This is a genomic window from Lewinella sp. LCG006 (assembly GCF_040784935.1).
Classification (GTDB): Bacteria; Bacteroidota; Bacteroidia; order Chitinophagales; family Saprospiraceae; genus Lewinella.
This window is the reverse complement of record NZ_CP160680.1, coordinates 5674009-5692202: the sequence shown is the minus strand read 5'-3', so window position 1 is coordinate 5692202 and position 18194 is coordinate 5674009. Positions and strand designations below refer to the sequence as shown.

The following is an 18194-nucleotide window of genomic DNA, read 5'->3' as shown; positions in this document are numbered from 1 at the left end:
TACATCGCGTCTACAATAATTTCAGGCAGGGACTGTTTAGGGCAAATTCGTGAATTCGCCAGGACTGGGATATTGCTAAACGCAAAACGGGATTTTGCGTACATACCGAGACAGGGATAGCCAACGTCGAACTGAGGGCATACGCTAATGGCAAATCCTGAAGGCGCGATAGATGTCGGGGTAGGATGTGAATCCTACTATAATATAATAAAGCGCGCAGGCCGGGCTCGAACTCGCCGGACGGAGGAGGACGAGGAATGAGAGCGCTTCACCATAGCGTTGGGTTTGAAACCCGACGTTATGGTGCGAAGCAGCGAACAGCCTGGTGCCGTCTCCCTAAAACTATGCGAGTTTATCGATAGTGGCGGCATTAAAAATATCCAAGGTAGCATCACGTACCTGTAGGAAAACCAGGCGAATGACACAATCCTCTTCCTGGTTACATTCTTCGCAGGGGGTATAATAATTAAGTGACACGCATGGCATCAAGGCGATTGGGCCATCCATGATCCGCATCACTTCGGTGAAGGAAATTTCTGAAGGCTGCTTGAGTAAACGGTAGCCACCATAGCGCCCTCTTTTGCTAACGAGAATTCGCTGGTTGCAAAGTTCACGGAGGATGCTTTCTAAAAATTTCTGCGGAATATTTTCATTCTTAGCAATCTCTGAAGCAAAGATAGAGCGGTCATCGGCCTCATTGCGGGCGATGTAGAGAATTGCTTTTATTGCGTATTTACATTTTTTAGATACCATCAATCATTGATCTGTTAAGTGACGGATAATTAATAACTGATCGTTGATAATCGTCCGTCGCAAAACAAAGATAAGGCATTTATTGAAGAGTGTTGTTTGTTTTAATTCCTACTAATTCTATAGATTTTATAAAATTAATTGGTTTAAATAAAATTTGCACGTATCTTGCCCTCCGAAAACAAGCCCCTAGTACTCCCAAAAAACCTCTTGGTTGATATGAGAAGTTTCAGAACAGAGTTAGAAGATCCCGTTGTAGAAAAAGATATCCTGGAATTAGAGCGGAAAATACATGCCTTCCGCCACGGGGAAATTGATGAAGAGCAATTTCGCAGTCTACGCCTTGCTCGTGGTGTATACGGGCAGCGACAGGAAGGCGTACAGATGGTGAGAATAAAAATCCCGTTTGGAAAACTTGACACTCGACAGTTGCGGCGGATTGCTGCTATTTCAGATAAATATGGATCGGGTAATTTACACCTTACTACTCGGCAAGATGTACAAATCCACTATGTAAGTCTTGATCGTACGCCAGAATTATGGGCGGAATTGGAACAAGACCAGATCACACTGAGAGAAGCTTGCGGCAATACGGTAAGAAATATTACAGGTTCTCCCCTAGCGGGGATAGACAAAAATGAGCTGTTTGACATCTCCCCCTATGCTGAGGCCGTGTTTCAATATTTTTTACGCAACCCGATTTGTCAGGACATGGGAAGGAAATTCAAAATTTCGTTTTCTTCCTCTGACCAGGATGACAGTTATTCATTTGTCCATGATCTCGGGTTTATTCCTAAAATAGTGGATGGACAACGAGGTTTTAAGGTCATGCTTGGTGGAGGGATAGGATCTCAACCCAAACATGCTGAAACAGCGTATTCGTTTTTACCAGCCGATCAGCTCATCCCCTTTACGGAAAGTGTGCTTCGGGTGTTTGATCAGTACGGTGAGCGCAGCCGCAGGCATAAAGCCCGGATGAAATACCTGCTAGAAGAGGTAGGCTTGGAAAAATTCAGGCAACTGGTTGCAGAACAACAGCAGAGTCTGGCACATCAGTCCTACCCTATTGAGGTGAAACCATCTAGCACTTTACCACAGATCAACGAAAAGCAATCGAACCATAAACTGAGTGCTGAAGAGGAAGACGAATTCCGATTTTGGAAAAATTCGAATGCTATTCCACAAAAACAGGATGGCTACTACGCTGTGGGGATAAAGCTTACCAATGGAGATATAGATAGTGATAGCGCCAGAGCCTTGGCAGATTTAATTGACACTGCTACGGGGGCTACTTTGAGACTAACCATTGAACAAAATATACTGTTGCGCTTTGTCCCAGAGGGTTATCTTCCGATGCTCTACCAAGGCCTCAAGCAGCTGGGACTAGGTGATGCGGGTTATCGTTCGCCTTTGGATATTGTTGCATGCCCCGGTACCGATACTTGTAACTTGGGTATTGCTAGCAGCATGGGTCTGGCACGGGAACTGGAAAACTTGCTAAAGCAGGAGTTTCCCCAGTTGGCGCAGGACAAAGCACTGGTCATAAAAATCAGTGGTTGTATGAACGCTTGTGGCCAACACACCCTGGCCAGCATTGGCTTTCAGGGAATGACCATAAAAGCAGGAAAATTGATTGCACCTGCTTCTCAGCTTTTGCTCGGTGGTGGTAATCTGGGGAATGGCCAGGGGCGATTTGCGGATAAGGTATTGAAGATGCCTGCGCGCCGAAGTCCGGAAGCTTTGCGTCGATTGCTCAATGATTACCTAACCCATAAAACAACCACAGAGCAGTACCATGAATACTATGACCGCCAGGGGCAAGACTATTTTTATCAAATGCTCAAAGACCTCTCTAGTACCGAAAATTTAGCGCAGGAAGACTTTGTGGATTGGGGAAATGAGGAGCAATACGTTCGCGCCATTGGCGTAGGCGAATGTGCAGGGGTAACGGTTGATTTGGTCGCTACGCTATTGCTTGAAGCCAATGACAAGCTAGACAATGCACTCCTTGCTATAGAGAGTGAGCGCTTCCCTGATGCCATTTATTGGGCCTATACTGCTATGCTCTACGCTGCTAAAGGATTATTGACCCCAACAGAAGCCAAGCTAAACTCTCAGCAGTCCATCATCAAGGCATTTGACCAGTACTTTGTTGAAGACCAGTCTTTTGACCTTGGTCTTCCGTTTAGTGAGATCATTCTACAAATGAAGAAATCAGCGCCTACGGCAACTTTTGCCGCACAATACCTGGAAGACGCTAAACTGGTCGTGGCGAAAATTGAAGCCATGCGCCAGCAACAACTTGAACCCCAAGCATTATAAGCATGAAATCATTCAATCAGAAAGCAAAGATAACCCTGGTAGGAGCTGGCCCAGGCGATCCGGAATTATTGACCTTAAAGGGATTAAGAGCCATAAAGACAGCTGATGTTATTCTTTACGATAGCCTGGCCAACCCGGAATTGTTGGATCACAATCCTTACGCTCACAAGGTTTTCGTAGGCAAACGAAAAGGCTATCAACGATTTTCCCAAGACCAGATCAATTCTTTGCTCGTGGATTTTGCCAAATTCCCCTACCATATTGTACGCCTCAAAGGTGGTGACCCTATGGTTTTCGGTCGAGCGATGGAAGAAATTGAAACAGCAAGGGCACATAACATTCCCGTAGAAGTGATTCCGGGAATCTCTTCCTATGCAGGAGCGGCCGCTTACCAGCAACTTCCCATTACAGAAAGAGGCGTCAGCCGTAGTTTTTGGGTGGTGACCGGTACGGATAGAGACGGCCAGCTGAGTAAGGATTTGGCATTGGCCGCCCAATCCTCGGCTACCGTCATCGTACTCATGGGAATGAGCAAATTGGATGAAATCGTGCAACTTTTTAGTCAGCATAAGCCCCTCGACTACCCCGTGAGTATTGTCCAAAATGCAACCCGCCCAGATGTTCGTAGCTTGAGTGGACAACTAGACAATATTGTGGCCCTGAATACCATAGCTCAACTGGCTAGTCCAGGTATTTTGATTTTTGGTGCTGCGGCCCGCCATCTCGACACGATAGCACCTCACCTGGCCACACTCAAAACGAAAGAACAATGAATACCCTCTACCCTATTTTCCTGAAGACGGAGCAATTGGATTTTCTGATTGTCGGTGGAGGGAATGTTGCTTATGAAAAGCTTTTTTTCATTCTCAAATCAAGCCCGCAAACCAAAGTGACCGTCGTGGCGCCTATGATTCGGGACGAAGTAAGCGCATTGGCCAAGGATTATGACGTAACATTGGTAGAAGATGTTTACGCCCCCGCTTATTTAGAAGGCCGACATATTGTTATTGCTACCACTGATAGCCCTAGCGTCAATCATCAGGTTTACGAAGATGCACGAGCACGGCAATTGCTCGTCAACGTAGCAGACACCCCTGAACTGTGTGATCTGTATTTGGGGGGAATTGTGACCAAAGGCAACCTCAAAATTGCTATTTCTACCAATGGAAAATCGCCGACCGTTGCAAAGCGTTTACGCCAGTTGTTTGAGCGTATTTTCCCCGAAGACATGGATGAACTATTACTGAATTTACACCGTTACCGTAGTACGCTGAAGCTATCGTTTGAACAGAAAGTGGATCGTATGAATGCGTTAACGCAAGAATTAATAAAAAACGATGATTAAGACAGATATTCTCATTATCGGTGCAGGGCCAGTAGGTCTTTTCACAGTCTTTGAGGCAGGTCTCTTAAAGCTACGCTGCCATATTATTGACGCATTGCCACAGCCGGGAGGGCAGTTGACAGAGATTTACCCCAAAAAACCAATTTATGACATTCCGGGTTACCCCTCTGTGTTGGCGGGAGAGCTTGTGGACAATCTCATGGAACAGATTGCCCCCTTTAAGCCCGGATTCACCCTGGGAGAGCGCGCCGAAACCCTGGAAAAGCAAGAAGATGGCCAATGGCTTGTAACGACCAACGAGGGCACTCAACATTTAGCCCCGGTGATTGCTATTGCCGGAGGATTGGGAAGTTTTGAACCGAGGAAGCCTCCTATTGACAACATTGATGACTTTGAGAAGAAAGGCGTCAACTATTTTGTCAAAGATCCCGAGATGTACCGAGACAAAAAGGTGGTCATTGCTGGAGGTGGTGATTCCGCGCTGGATTGGGCCATCTTTCTTGCGGATGTGGCTGAAGAAGTCACGCTGGTGCATCGCCGCAACAGTTTCCGTGGAGCAATTGACAGTGCCGAAAAAGTGCAGCAGCTGGACATGGAAGGAAAGATCAAGCTCATCACAGAGGCGCAGGTGACGGGCCTTTCCGGCAAAGATCATTTAGAGCAGGTAACGATAAAGCACAAGAATCTGGGAGCATACGAGAAAGCTACCGATTACTATCTTCCACTTTTTGGCTTGTCGCCAAAACTGGGTCCTATCGGTGAATGGGGGCTGGAAATTGACAAGAATGCCATCGTCGTAGATACCTTTGATTATCACACCAACCTGGAGGGTATTTTTGCCATTGGTGACGTGAATACCTATCCTGGGAAATTAAAACTGATCCTTTGTGGCTTCCACGAAGCAACGCTGATGGTTCAAACTGCTTTCAGCATTGTTTACCCAGACCAGAAGAAAAGCTTCAAATACACAACGGTGCAGGGCGTAGAGGGTTTTTAAACAAGTCCCTTACTCTAACAAACCGTACTCAATACCAATACGCACCAAGCCAGCCGTGTTGCGTGCACCTAGTTTGATAAGCAGATTTCGGCGATGTGTTTCTACGGTACCAAAACTAATTTTCAACTTGTCGGCGATTTCACCGGTGGTGAATTCGTCGACAATGAGTTGTAGCACCTGTTTTTCTCTGCGCGATAGTTGAGGAAAAGGAGATTTATTGACTTTTTCAGCTCTGCCACCTAAACTGGCCATGACAATGTCAGCTACTTCGGAGCTGTAATATTTTTGTCCGGCATTGACGGCTCTGATTGCTCTCAGCACTTCTGCTTTCCCGGCATTTTTGAGCAAATATCCATTGGCTCCATTTTTGAGCATCATTTTGATCAAACTAGCTTCTTTGAGCATTGACAAGACCAAAATTTTCACATCCGGATAGGTTTTACTGATGTGTTTACAAGCTTCCAGGCCGTTCATACCTGGCATATTGATGTCTAGTAATACCAAATCAAAGGCTCCCTTTGTCAACAAATCAAGTGCCGACTGACCATCGTTAGCTTCACCAGCACATTCGATATCAGTTTCGCTGGAAAGCATCAATTTTATACCATCGATTACCAACTGATGATCATCGGCGATAAGGAGTCTAATCATGGTATATTTTTTTGTTTAGAACAGGGTTTTGAAATCCGGTGAGAAAAACCTCACCGGAAATCGAATGCTCTATTAATTGGTAGCCTTGTCTTTTAGAGCTGTTGCTGACATCATAGGGTTCTACTGGTACAATTTTGGGACCAAAATAGAAATACGCTTGAAACCTTACAAAAATCGTTTACCCTAGCTAAAAAGAAGTCAGAATTCAGAAAAAACAAAACTACTGGAATTCATAGAGGCTTAGCTCAACGGAAATTGTAAAGAAATGGTTGTTCCTTCTCCAGGGACACTATCAATATCACAATTTCCTTTCAGGTAACGCACTCTGGAATCCATGCTCTTCAAACCAAGTGATTGCTTTTGGATGCCTTCCTCTGTTTCAAAACCAGAACCATCATCCTCAATGGTAGCATTCACGACCTCTTGATGTACAATAACTTGCAGCAAGACATGGCTTGCTTGGGCATGTTTCAAAATATTATTGACCGCTTCCTGCATGACGCGATAAAGAGCAATCGTTCTGATTTCATCAATCTTGTCAATGGGGCCTACTATTTCCAAGGTGCACTCCAAGCCATTGGTTCTTACCTGAACAGCCAGATCTTCTAAGGCACCACTCAGGCCAGAATACAAAAGTGCAGCTGGCATCATGTTTTGAGAAATCCTACGCACTTCCGTACAAGCACGATCAATGAGTTCTCCGGTCATGGGAGCTATCTTCGCCGTGGCTTCCTCTATTGGAAAATGGCTGACCAAGGTACTATAGTGCGCTTTAATCGTAGTGAGCAAGCCCCCCATGCCATCGTGTAAATCCTTGGCGATACGTTGGCGCTCCTGCTCTTGCCCTTCAATCATGGAGGACATGGCCAGCAAGGTCTTTTCTTGCTCTAGCTGCTGGATACGTTGCTCCTGGATCGCCGCTTCCTGATTCGCCAGCAATTCCCTTTGGCGCAATCTTTGGCGTAAGCCGCCAAAAACGAGTAAGCCTAAGAGTGCTAAAAAAACAGAGCTTCCCAGCCAAATGTTACGTTCCTGGGTTTTCTGCCTCAGCTCCAATTGGTTGATGATTAATGCCTGTTCTTTCTTTTCGGTCTCATACTGCACCTCAAACTGGCGGAGATTACGTTCTGACTCTTCGTTTTTCAAACTATCGAGTACCCGGTAACTGGCGTTGGTGTATTCCAAAGCCTTGACATAGTCTCCTTCGCGTTGATAGAGCTCTGCCAACCGTTTCCTGATAAAAACAATATAAGAGGAAAAGCCTGCATTGGTATACAAGACATCTGCCATTTCATAGGCTTCTTTGGACAAGCTATAATTCCGTTCGTTATAATAAATTTCGCCGAGATCGTGATAACACCAAGCCAAACGATGTGGCCGGTCGGAGTCTTTGTAATAGTCAATAGCGTCATAAATAACCTTGACCATATCAATTTCATCGCCAGCAATCAGGGAATAAAGGGCGATGTGTTCGGGTTTTTCGAGCAACGAAGCGCTAAATTTTTTGGAGCCTTTGTACTCATCCCACATCGTGCGTACATCACGGAGCAACTCAAAGCGACGGAATTGTGCCGCATAAGCGAAGGCACGATAGAGCAAAAAGCCCCGGTTGGCACTGGGAGCATTATCGGGATACAATGCAATGGCTTTGCGAAAGTTCGCATCTGCTGCAGGAAGATCACGTCGTTCTTTATTGATTGTGGCAAACCCTAAGTAACAGCGCCAAATCTCCTCTTCCAGATTGGTTTTGATAAAGTGCTTTTCTGCTTCCTGGATGTAGTAGAAAGCGGAATCTAATTCAAAACCTCTCCCGTGATTGAGGCCTAAATTAAGGCTGGCCCAAGCGATACCTTTTGATAGGTTGTGCTTTTTAGCCAGGTACAAGCCTTCATAGAAGTCTTTTCGCGCTTCAAGTAATTCACCCTTAGCGTTGTGGGTGCGACCAAGAATCAGGCAAACGTGCATGAGGGATGCAGGATCATCATGCTCCTGACCAATATTTCCCAGCATGCTTGTAAAATAAAAAACACTATCACTATTATACATCTGATAGTGATCGGTAAGCAACAATAACGCATCTCTTTTCAACTCCCAAGAGGTGCTGTTTTCTGCTTGCTGACGTAAACTATCTAGCGGAAAAGGGGCAGCAACTGTCTGATAAGACATTTGTAATGAAAAGACAATTCCTAGTATGATCCTTATTTTTCTCACCGAAGCATCCATTGTTTAGTAAAAACAGGCTTAGTCAAGCTAAGATAACATCATGGGAAGCAAAAACCTCCTTTTTTCTGTCTGCTTAAAACTAAGGGAATTCCAGTAAAAAATAAAAAGCAGGGCCAGTACTGATTACTGACCCTGCCCAAAAAGCTGAAAAACTTATTATTTCAGTAGTAGACTACAACTTGCTTAAGCGCAAAGTTTGTTGTCCCTCTGATGTTTGCAAACGGAACAGGTATATTCCTGCTGGTTGGCGAGACAAATCGAGGTTTACCTGATGGAGTCCGCCCACTGAACGGAGGGATTGCTGCTGCAACAGTTTACCATTGAGATCAAATAATTGCCAGCTGTAATCACCAGCCTTCGAGGTCTCCCAAGTGAGCTGAACAAAATCAGTAGTAGGATTAGGTGCTGCACTTAGGGCCTTTAATGTGGTTGGCTCTTCTGTGCTGCTCACCAGAGAGAATACAGGATTACTGGTAAATCCATCCTCTTCTCCGCTCAAGTTAATCGTAACGGAGAAGGTATTAGTACAGCCATCAGCCGAGGTCGTAGTCAGGGTGACGGTATAAATACCAGCTGCTTCATAGCCATGGAAAGCAAGCGGATCCGTGCTTGTATTGCCATCGCCAAAATCCCACTCAAACTGGACAGCATCTGGACTAGACAAATTGATGAAGTAGACCTCTAAAGTCGCTGGATTGAGGATGGGTAAGAACCAAGCACGACACTCCAGGTCACCGTACCAAACATTGGAACCTGCGGTAACACCAATTTGAATACTGCTTTCACAATCATCACTGATGACCGTCAGGCTGACCACATAGAAACCTTCCGTAGCGTAAGTGTGAGTAGGATTCGGTTCTGTTGAAGTAGTCCCATCACCAAAGTCCCAGATCCAGGCATTGATATCTCCGAGTGAGAAATCGATGAACTGGAAGCTCAGAAGATCATCTGTATTCGGTTGCTCAAAGAAGAAGAAGCTTTGACAAGCAGGGCCACCAACGCCTCCGCCATCACCAACACAGAGGTGGTAAGTAACCGTCAGCGTGCCACATTCGGCAGTTTCAATCACTAGCGTAACATCATAAACACCCGCTTCCTCGTAGATATGTTCAGGGTTTTGTTCGGTGGAGGTTGCCCCATCGCCAAAGTCCCAGAACCAAGAAGTAATAGGATCTAGTGTAAAGGATTCATCGGTAAAGGTTACTCTGTGACCCAGTTCCGCATCATCATAAAACAGGTAGCTGAAATTGGCGTAACACTCATTGCCATTGTCACAAGGGAAGATATGGTCGGCTCCATAACCTGCACAGATAGCAAGACATGGATTGTCAAATTGCAAGAACTCTCCAGTGACCGGATCAATTACACATACCGGAAGGTAGAAATCATCGCAATTACAGTCTTCGCCACAATCCACAAACTGATCAGGCGTGAATCCTTCGCATTCGGCATAACAAGCGTTGGCGAAGGTGATTATTTCACCGCTGGGTGTTGCTACACAAACGGGATCCCAAAGATGATAACAATTACAATCCTCTTCACAATCCACAAACTGGTCAGGCGTAAACCCTTCGCATTCAGCGACACATGCATTGGGGAAAGTAATAAGACCCGCAAATCCATTGACACATACAGGATCCCAGATAGCCGGACAATCGCAAGTGTCATTACAGTTTTCATACTGATCAGGGCCATAACCTTCGCATTCGGCGTAACAAGCGTTGACGAATTCTATAATTTCGCCGGTAGCTGGATCTGATACACACACCGGTGCATAGACTTGTGGGCAAACGCAGTTTTCTGCACATTCTACAAAGTCGGCTTCACTGAAACCAAAGCAAGCTGCCTCACATGCATTGCCGAAAGTAATGATCTGCCCATCTTCCAAAGCTACACATACGGGTGCCCACTCATCGTCACAGATACAGTCCTCTGGGCATTCGTCTAACCAGCTATCAGGGCCAAAGCCTGCACATTCTGCCTGGCAAGCGTTGGGGAAGCTTAGGATACCAAATGGTGTGGCTACGCAGATTCCGTCTCCACCTTCTTCACAGCCACACTCGTCATCGCAAGACGTCCAGTCTTCTGGGCCATAGCCTTCGCACTGGGCAAAGCAGAAATTGCTGAAAGTGAGTACCGTGCCATCGTCGAGTGTTACACATACGGGGTCGTAAAATTCGGGACATTCGCAGCCGCCGTCGCAAGACTGGTACTGGCCGGGTTCAAAACCAGCGCATTCGGCAAAGCAAGCATTAGGGAATTCAACAAATCCACCAAAAGGAGTATGGACACAAACTGGTTCATAAAGGTCCTCTGGGCAGTTGCAAGTGTCGTCACAATCCAGCCAATGATCAGGGCCATAGCCTTCACACTCTGCGAAACAGTGATTCTGAAACTGGATGGTCGTACCATCCGGGCCAGTAACACATACGGGTGCGTAGAATTCAGGACAACCACATTCATTGCCATTACAAGAGGTATATATGTCAGGACCATAACCTGCACATTCCGCAAAGCATGGGCTCACAAATTCTAGTACTGTGCCACTTGGCGTAAACACACAGACAGGATCATACTCATCCGTAGGGCAATTACAATTGCCTTGGTTGTGGACCGTTACTAACTGAACAATCGTAGCTTCGCAGTCTTCTCCAGAAATGGTAAGCACTACTTCGTAGAAGCCCTCTGTTGTATAAATATGGACAGGGTTCTGTTCGTTGCTGGTGCTGCCGTCACCAAAATCCCAGGTCCAGGAAGTAATGCCTTCCTCTCCGGGGTGAGAGATATCAAAGAAATGAACGGCAAAACCTTCGTCGGAAGGTACTTGCTCATAATAGAAATAAGGTTCACAATCAGTGGGTGGCGGGGGGTCGATACCGCTACAAATAATCAAATTGACCTGGTACTCCACCTCGTTAGGTACAGCCTCAAAAGCCGTGGAGATATAATCACCGTTGCAAATATCCAGCGTTCTCACTTCCAACTCTTCTGCCACATTGAAGGTCACGCCTAAGGTGACCTCGTAGGAGCCATCGTCAGCAGTGGTTGTTGTAGCAGCTTCATTGCCGTTGGCAAAAAATATTTCAACTGGCCAGTTCGGGATGATTGGGCCATCTTCTTGCCCAAAACTCACCTGGCCAAAAATTGTAACCTGGGCACCAAGCAAGCTGCCAAAAAGCAGAAAGACCAGTCCCAATAGGAAATGTTTGTTCATAATTAGTTAATTTTGAATTATAGTTATTAAATGGTTTTTTAGGAAACCAGAGGGTCAGGATTTTATCCTGACCTTTTTTTATAAAGTTGGTGCTTTTGTTCCGTTTATTGCTGCAAAAGTTTCAGTAAAGAAATCCCCTGAGCGCCTTCGATTTTGACATGGTAATACCCTTTTTCCAAATTCAACTCCGGCAATTCCCACGACTTTCTAGGGCTTAGCAGGTACTCATAGTAGACAACTCTTCCCAAGCCATCGAAAATAGTAAGTTCTTCAATAGGGTGAGCTGCGCTGACGGAAAAAGGGCCATTACTAGGATTGGGATAGAGTCTTGCGCCTAGTTCATTGAGTGGCTCCTTGGCTCCCGCAATGACACCAGGACGGTAGAGTTTTATTTCGAAAGAATCTACTGATATAGGAATAGGATCAAGATGACCATCCATTAATTGCATACCCTCAATTTTCAGCCAGGTAGACATGGTGTCGGGAGCCGTCTCGAGGAGGTCAACCATATCACTGATGATGATAATACTGAGTGTGCCTCCCGTGCCACCACCATTAACAGGATTATTTCCCAAGCGAGTCATTCCAATATTGATCTCACCGGGAGCCGTGTTTTGCAAACTTATACCATTCCCATCTGCTTTGAGCCAATTGTTGGTCGACGAAAAATTGACGGAAGAAAAACAGGGGGGGTGATATTTTATTCGGAATGCAGCACCGTTGACTTGCTGAAGGTTGTCGATAATAAAATCAATAGGTATCTCAGCGGTTCCATTACTGGTCATTGGTAACAAGGCCGCCCCATTATTCCAGCGAATAGCCGAAGGAGCATCTATCTCATTAGGGGACAATTCCAAGGGCGTAACAAAATCATGAATAATCCCAAAGTTTTCCACCCAGGTAAAGAAATCAAAGATATTCACGGCACCATTGCCATCTGCATCAGCATGAATCAGATTTAAGCCCGTGGGGAAATTATCCCCCCAAAACTGAGGAATGGCCTGTGCTACGGAAGCATCATCATTCTGAATACGCGCCGGCCCTATAGCCCCTATAGCATAACCAATCTGTGGAATATCGTATTGATCTACGATGCCGTTGGCATTGGCATCTCCAGGGAAAACCGTTGATTGAGCAGTTAAGTAAGTCGTAAAAAAACCTAACAATACTATCAGGTGAAGATTCCTATTCATATCACAATTCAATTTCATACTCTAAAAATAGGTGCAATTGCTCAGTAAGAAAACAACAATATTGATCTTTTTTCATAAATTTACACTCTATAAAAAACCATAAAAAACTGAATTACAATTATTTAACATATTTATTTATCAAAAAATACAACTTCAAAATACTTTAATACCCATGAAAAAAAGTAAGCTAATAGACATTTGCAAAGCATTGACTTCTGAAGAATGGCGTGAATTACTGGATTATGTAGCCTCCCCCTATTTTAACAAACAGGAAGCAGTAACGAAATTAGCCCAACATTTGAAGGAATTGGCTAGGAAAAACTTCCCTGATCGTCACTTAGACCAGAAAGGTGTCTGGGAGGCCCTTTTTCCTGGCATTGCCTTTTCTAATAAAGAAATGGCATACCTGATGAGCCATCTTCTTAAATTAATTGAAGATTTTTTAGGACAGAAAGTATTGGAAACTCATCTACAAAAAAAAGAGACATTCGTACTTGAGGCTTTAGCGCAAAAGAAATTAATAAAAAGTTACACTTACCGATTAAAAAAACTAAAAACTAACATTGCCAGAGAAGGGAAAAACGATGCTGAGACTTACCATAACTTATATTCCATTGCTTCCATTGAAGACGCCATTTTTAATGCGCAAAACCTAAGACAGGAAAACCCTCATTTAAAGGAACAAAATGATGCTTTAGACCAGTATTTTGTGCAAACAAAGCTAAAACTGTATTGCAACATTCTAAATCAAGCGGAAATTATCCGGAGCGACTATCAAATTACCTGGCCAACAGATCCAAGGTCTAAAAATATTGACGATCATAATAATATTGTCACAAAGACTTACCAATGCTTGTTTGAGCTCTTGTCTAAAAAAGAACCCAATGAAGCATTTTTCAACTTATATGATTCTTTCCTGGAAAAGGCTGTAGGTAAAGTCGGAGAACAGGAACTCGTCGACCTTTACTATTACGCCATCAATTATTGTCTTAATGCCATTAACAAAGGGGAAAGACAGTACGCCAATAAACTATTGCAACTGTATCAAAAAGGCCTAACCGAAGGCTATCTTCTCGTTAACGAAGAGCTATCTCCGTGGATATATAAAAACATCATTAAGCTCGGTCTTGGGTTGAAACAATTCGAATGGACCGAAGACTTTATCCTCAACTACACCGAAAAACTGCCCGCAGCCTACAGAGATGATGCTTTGTATTTCAATTTATCCGACTTGAGGTATCATCAACAACAATATGATGATGCACTTGCACTTTTGAACAAAGTAGACTTCTCTGATCTTTTTTATAAGCATGGCACTAAGATTATGCTTTTGAAAATTTACTTTGAAAAAGACGAAACCGAAGCACTTCTTAGTTTATCAAGTTCTTATAAACTCATGTTAATCAGAGAGAAAGAACTATCAGGAAATATCCTTAGTGCATACAAAAACTTCGTCCGCCTCCTGGAAAAAATCTACAGATCAAAAGATAGAGACCGCGACCAGTTGTTGAAAATAGAACGTGAAATTATGAAAACTAAAAATATCAACGCCCGTCAATGGCTATTGGAACAAATCAGAAAACTACAATGAGTAAAATAACAACACAATCTCAGGGGGGCCTCTAAACGTTTTTCATAAAGCACCTTCTGAATTCTTAACCCCTTCTTGCCAAACCGCCTATTTTTTCGTTCCTTCACCAGAAGAAATTAGTGTTGAGCACTGAACTGCATACTATGAAAATGGACTTACAAAACTCTACGACTGTTACCTGGCTAATTGTTGTAGCCATATTGGTGATAGCTATAGGCTACTCGGTTTTTGCAATTAACAACAAACCTCCTCAGATGGCCTTCACCGTAGCCACTGACTATACTTTTCCCTACAAAATAGATACGAAAGGTTTTCGTACGGAACTCAATAGCACCCTCAAAGAAATTTCGGGCATTACTTCCATCAATCTGGATCAGGTGATGGCTATCCAGGACGAAAAAGGTATCCTTTTCACCGTTGATCTTAACTCAGGTAATATTGTCAGCCAAACGCCCTTTGACAAAGACCGTGACTACGAGGATCTTTGCCTGGTAGGCGACCACGTTTTCATCCTGGAACGTGATGGGGATCTCTATCAGTTTCATCTAGCTGTTCCGGATACTGTTCAGAAATTTGAGACTTCTTTTTCCTATCGCAATGATACAGAAGGCCTTTGCTTTGATGCCAGCCGCAATCGTTTGCTTATTGCCCCCAAGGAAGGTGCCCCCGATGATGTGGCGGAGCTTCCTAAAAACATAAAGGGGGTTTACGCTTTCGACCTGATCACCAAACGCGTAAAACCTGAACCGATCATCACCATCGCCGAAAAAGAAATTGGCAGAATTATTGGCAATGGCGGTAAGCCCTACAACTTCAAGCCTTCGGCCGTTGCGGTCCATCCCAAAACGGGGCATATCTATGTACTCGCCTCTGTAGGCAAAATATTAATCATTGTTGATCCCGTCACCAACCAGGTGATGCACGTGCAGCTGTTGGATGAAGAAGCCTTCCCTCAACCCGAGGGGATGACCTTTGACGCATCCGACAACCTGCTGATTTCCAGTGAAGGCTTGCTTGGCAAGGCAGCGTCCATTACTCGTTTTACCCCCAAAACCATCAAGTAGTGTTATCCCGAAATTCGCTCCGATTCCTACTCCCGCTGCTGCTACTCATTAGTTGCAACAAATACTATCAGCCCGCCAGTGCTGATCCTGCCAATTACCGGATAGCGGCAGCCGATGATCCGACCGATGAAGATCCCCTGATGGCCATTATTGCCCCTTATAAAAACACCCTTGACGGGCAAATGAACAGCGTCATTGGGGAGGTATCCGGCAGACTGTATAAAGAAAAACCAGAGTCTCCACTAGGCAATTGGGTTGCGGATGCCTTGCAAGCTGAAACACAGACCATTAGTAAAACCATCATTGATGCCAGTGTACAAAACTACGGCGGCTTACGAATTCCCGAACTTCCCGAAGGTCCGATTACCTTGGGAAAAATCTATGAATTGATGCCGTTTGATAATATGCAAGTTATCGTAGAAATGTCAGGTACGATGACCCAACGCTTCTTCGATCTCGTAGCAGCTGATGGTGGCTGGCCCGTGAGCAAAGAAGTACAGTTTACCCTCAAGGGAAACCGGGCAGATCGCCTTACTTTGGGTGGCAAGCCTATTGATCCTCAAGCAACCTACCATATTGCACTCCCTGACTATATTGCCAACGGTGGTGGTGATGCCGATTTTCTGATCGACCTGCCTCGGGAAAATACCGGACTATTTGTGAGGGATCTCCTGATCCGTCATGTGAAGCGACTGACCGAGCAAGGCTTACCCGTTTCAGCCAATAGCAAAGGGCAGCGAATAATTTGGGGAGATTAAAATGCTTGTTTGAAAATCTCATTCGGCAAAAAGTAATACCATGCGTAGAAGAACATTCCTCCGACAGATAAGTGCCACCGGACTGATGATCGGTAGTGGTCTGAGCCCCGCGCTAGCGCTGGGTACTCCCGAGACAGTTTCCTTGACGATTTTACACACCAACGACTGGCACAGCCGCATTGAGCCTTTCCCGCAAGATGGTGGTCGCAATGCGGGTATGGGTGGAGCCGTACGCCGCGCCCGTAAGATCGCGAACCTGCGCAAGGAATTAGAACACGTTTTGCTACTTGACGCTGGTGATATTTTTCAGGGAACGCCCTATTTCAACCTCTATAATGGAGAGTTGGAATTCAAACTCATGACCGAGATGGGCTACGATGTAACCACGATTGGCAACCACGATTTTGATGGAGGCATTGAGAACCTGGCGTTGCAATTTGACCAGCACGCCTCTTTTGGGCTTGTGAATAGCAATTACCGCCTTGAGGACACGCCGCTAGCAGGCAAAGTACGTCCCTATCAGATCATTGAAAAAGGGCCTTTACGCATTGGCATCTTGGGGGTAGGTATTGAACTGGAAGGCCTGGTTCCTGCCTCTCTGACGGGAGCGGCAACCTATACGGATCCGATTGCAGCAGCCAATAAGACGGCAGCGCATTTAAAACTGGAAGAAAAATGTGACCTGGTGGTATGTTTGTCGCATCTGGGGTATCGTTACCAGGAGGAGAAGGTCAGTGATCTGGTACTGGCAGCTGAAAGCCGCAACATAGATCTCATTCTGGGTGGGCACACCCATACTTTTCTGGACGAACCTGTGGTGGTCAATAATCGCGATCAGCAAGGGGTGCTCGTTCACCAGGTTGGTTGGGCTGGAATTCTTCTGGGTCGCATTGATGTAAGCTTCGATCAACGGCGAGGCAAGCGATGCTTTAATTGTGCAAATGAGTGGCTGGCATAGTTGCAGGAAACGATGATCGACATCACCACCAAAAGCATAAGACCGGCAGCCTTTACCTTCAACATCCAGCGGATGGAAGACATCCACGACCAGGCTCAGGGAAAGACCGATGTAGCACACAGCCACGATTACTATACGGTTATCTGGATACAAAAAGGGAAAGGTGAGCATCTCATAGATTTTAATCGTTACCCCCTGGCGGTAAACGAGGTGTTTTTTGTGTCGCCTCGGCAGGTGCATCAACTTATTCCTTACGAAAAGCCGTATGGCTGGGTCATCACCTTTTCTCGCGACTTTTTGGTACATAACCATATCAACGAGGACTTCATCACCGAAATGAACCTCTTTGGGCATTTTGATGAACGACCACCGCTAAAGTTGCCCACTGCTATAGCAGAACGTGCGCAAGTACTTCTCTCCTACTTGCAGGAAGTCTATTTGTCGGAAGGGCCTTACCGCATAGCAAGCATGAGTGCTTATCTAAAACTTTTCCTCATTGATTGTCATGCCCAATGCCAACTGCCTGAGCCACTACCAGGAAGCGACCAGGGAGGCAGCACCCTTTTGCGGGAATTTAAAAAACTGATTACCGAACACTTCCGGGAGCAACACCAGGTACAGGAATACGCCCAGCAACTACACATATCTGCTAAGTATCTCAACCAAATTGTAAAAAGCTTGCTGGGCAAAACCGCTAAAGAGCTGATTCAAGAAAAGATCATCCTGAATGCGAAACGAAGCCTACGTTTTACGGATCATAGTATCAAGGAAATTGCTTACGAACTAGGGTTCCAGGATCCGCTTTATTTCAGCAGCTTTTTCAGGAAGTGTACGGGAGAGTCACCGAGTGGGTTTAGGAGGGGGGATATAGTATCGTAGGTGCAACCTACGACGAACAATGGGATATAGTATCGCAGGTGCAACCTACGACGAACAATGTTAATGTATGAATGTATGCATACGAAGAATATAGCGGTACTTAGTATGGGGTAGAGGGACATTGATTGGCTTAAATGTGAAGCCGTACTAAATATCCACCATCTCATTTCCCAAAAAACCAGTTAACCAGTTAACCATTCTTTTGGTTTAAGCCGTCGGCCAGACAACACACAGTCATCCACCCAAAAG

Annotated in this window: 14 protein-coding genes; 9 read left to right on the top strand and 5 right to left on the bottom strand. The window is 45.1% G+C overall.

Annotated elements, in window-relative coordinates; translation table 11 throughout:
• Window positions 1-342: 342 nt before the first annotated feature.
• Window positions 343-753 carry an Rrf2 family transcriptional regulator gene (locus AB0L18_RS20570; protein WP_367389206.1) on the bottom strand — a complete coding sequence of 137 codons (411 nt, stop codon included), beginning with the start codon at window positions 751-753 and terminating at the stop codon, window positions 343-345.
• Between the two features lie 216 nt (window positions 754-969).
• Between AB0L18_RS20570 and AB0L18_RS20565 the strand changes: the two genes are divergently transcribed.
• Genes AB0L18_RS20565 through AB0L18_RS20550 form a run of 4 tightly spaced genes read left to right on the top strand, consistent with a single transcriptional unit; the run spans window position 970 to window position 5414 of the window.
• A complete protein-coding gene (locus AB0L18_RS20565) occupies window positions 970-3072 on the top strand; it encodes a HEPN domain-containing protein (RefSeq protein WP_367389205.1) in 2103 nt (700 codons plus the stop codon).
• Window positions 3073-3074: 2 nt separating this feature from the next.
• Window positions 3075-3845 carry a uroporphyrinogen-III C-methyltransferase gene (gene cobA, locus AB0L18_RS20560; RefSeq protein ID WP_367389204.1) on the top strand — a complete coding sequence of 257 codons (771 nt, stop codon included), beginning with the start codon at window positions 3075-3077 and terminating at the stop codon, window positions 3843-3845.
• Entirely contained in the window at window positions 3842-4417 is a 576-nt protein-coding gene (locus AB0L18_RS20555; protein WP_367389203.1) for a bifunctional precorrin-2 dehydrogenase/sirohydrochlorin ferrochelatase, read from the top strand. The genes cobA and AB0L18_RS20555 overlap by 4 nt, the downstream gene beginning before the upstream one ends.
• Window positions 4410-5414 (top strand): NAD(P)/FAD-dependent oxidoreductase, encoded by a 1005-nt coding sequence (locus AB0L18_RS20550; protein ID WP_367389202.1) that lies wholly within the window; start codon window positions 4410-4412, stop codon window positions 5412-5414. Before AB0L18_RS20555 ends, AB0L18_RS20550 begins: the two co-directional genes overlap by 8 nt.
• Before the next feature lie 9 nt (window positions 5415-5423).
• Here AB0L18_RS20550 and AB0L18_RS20545 read toward each other — a convergent pair whose 3' ends face one another.
• The 4 genes from AB0L18_RS20545 to AB0L18_RS20530 form a co-directional block, all read right to left on the bottom strand.
• The gene (locus AB0L18_RS20545; RefSeq protein ID WP_367389201.1) at window positions 5424-6065 is read right to left on the bottom strand and encodes a response regulator; all 642 of its coding nucleotides are present in this window, start codon (window positions 6063-6065) and stop codon (window positions 5424-5426) included.
• 240 nt (window positions 6066-6305) lie between these two features.
• Entirely contained in the window at window positions 6306-8231 is a 1926-nt protein-coding gene (locus AB0L18_RS20540) for an ATP-binding protein (RefSeq protein ID WP_367389200.1), read from the bottom strand.
• Window positions 8232-8460: 229 nt separating this feature from the next.
• Window positions 8461-11502, bottom strand: a complete 3042-nt coding sequence (locus AB0L18_RS20535; RefSeq protein ID WP_367389199.1) for a PKD domain-containing protein — start codon at window positions 11500-11502, stop codon at window positions 8461-8463.
• A 104-nt stretch (window positions 11503-11606) separates the two neighbouring features.
• Window positions 11607-12695: a T9SS type A sorting domain-containing protein gene (locus AB0L18_RS20530; protein WP_367389198.1), complete on the bottom strand. Its 1089-nt coding sequence runs from the start codon at window positions 12693-12695 to the stop codon at window positions 11607-11609.
• 172 nt (window positions 12696-12867) lie between these two features.
• Here AB0L18_RS20530 and AB0L18_RS20525 point away from each other — a divergent pair, with 172 nt between their 5' ends.
• The 5 genes from AB0L18_RS20525 to AB0L18_RS20505 all read left to right on the top strand — a co-directional run bounded on the left by AB0L18_RS20525 (window position 12868) and on the right by AB0L18_RS20505 (window position 17945).
• Complete coding sequence (locus AB0L18_RS20525) at window positions 12868-14286, top strand: hypothetical protein (protein ID WP_367389197.1); 1419 nt, start codon at window positions 12868-12870, stop codon at window positions 14284-14286.
• A gap of 143 nt (window positions 14287-14429) precedes the next feature.
• Window positions 14430-15350 (top strand): SdiA-regulated domain-containing protein, encoded by a 921-nt coding sequence (locus AB0L18_RS20520; protein WP_367389196.1) that lies wholly within the window; start codon window positions 14430-14432, stop codon window positions 15348-15350.
• Window positions 15350-16108 carry a 5'-nucleotidase C-terminal domain-containing protein gene (locus tag AB0L18_RS20515; protein WP_367389195.1) on the top strand — a complete coding sequence of 253 codons (759 nt, stop codon included), beginning with the start codon at window positions 15350-15352 and terminating at the stop codon, window positions 16106-16108. The genes AB0L18_RS20520 and AB0L18_RS20515 overlap by 1 nt, the downstream gene beginning before the upstream one ends.
• Window positions 16109-16148: 40 nt before the next feature.
• Entirely contained in the window at window positions 16149-17066 is a 918-nt protein-coding gene (locus AB0L18_RS20510; RefSeq protein WP_367389194.1) for a bifunctional UDP-sugar hydrolase/5'-nucleotidase, read from the top strand.
• A complete protein-coding gene (locus AB0L18_RS20505) occupies window positions 17067-17945 on the top strand; it encodes a helix-turn-helix domain-containing protein (protein WP_367389193.1) in 879 nt (292 codons plus the stop codon). It abuts the gene before it with no gap.
• Window positions 17946-18194: the final 249 nt, after the last annotated feature.

Coding starts and splice junctions, on each gene's coding strand:
- AB0L18_RS20570 (WP_367389206.1), bottom strand. CDS start 753: ATGGTATCTAAAAAATGTAAATACGCAATAAAAGCAATTCTCTACATC.
- AB0L18_RS20545 (WP_367389201.1), bottom strand. CDS start 6,065: ATGATTAGACTCCTTATCGCCGATGATCATCAGTTGGTAATCGATGGT.
- AB0L18_RS20540 (WP_367389200.1), bottom strand. CDS start 8,231: ATGTCTTATCAGACAGTTGCTGCCCCTTTTCCGCTAGATAGTTTACGT.
- AB0L18_RS20535 (WP_367389199.1), bottom strand. CDS start 11,502: ATGAACAAACATTTCCTATTGGGACTGGTCTTTCTGCTTTTTGGCAGC.
- AB0L18_RS20565 (WP_367389205.1), top strand. CDS start 970: ATGAGAAGTTTCAGAACAGAGTTAGAAGATCCCGTTGTAGAAAAAGAT.
- cobA (WP_367389204.1), top strand. CDS start 3,075: ATGAAATCATTCAATCAGAAAGCAAAGATAACCCTGGTAGGAGCTGGC.
- AB0L18_RS20510 (WP_367389194.1), top strand. CDS start 16,149: ATGCGTAGAAGAACATTCCTCCGACAGATAAGTGCCACCGGACTGATG.
- AB0L18_RS20520 (WP_367389196.1), top strand. CDS start 14,430: ATGAAAATGGACTTACAAAACTCTACGACTGTTACCTGGCTAATTGTT.
- AB0L18_RS20550 (WP_367389202.1), top strand. CDS start 4,410: ATGATTAAGACAGATATTCTCATTATCGGTGCAGGGCCAGTAGGTCTT.
- AB0L18_RS20530 (WP_367389198.1), bottom strand. CDS start 12,695: ATGAATAGGAATCTTCACCTGATAGTATTGTTAGGTTTTTTTACGACT.
- AB0L18_RS20555 (WP_367389203.1), top strand. CDS start 3,842: ATGAATACCCTCTACCCTATTTTCCTGAAGACGGAGCAATTGGATTTT.
- AB0L18_RS20525 (WP_367389197.1), top strand. CDS start 12,868: ATGAAAAAAAGTAAGCTAATAGACATTTGCAAAGCATTGACTTCTGAA.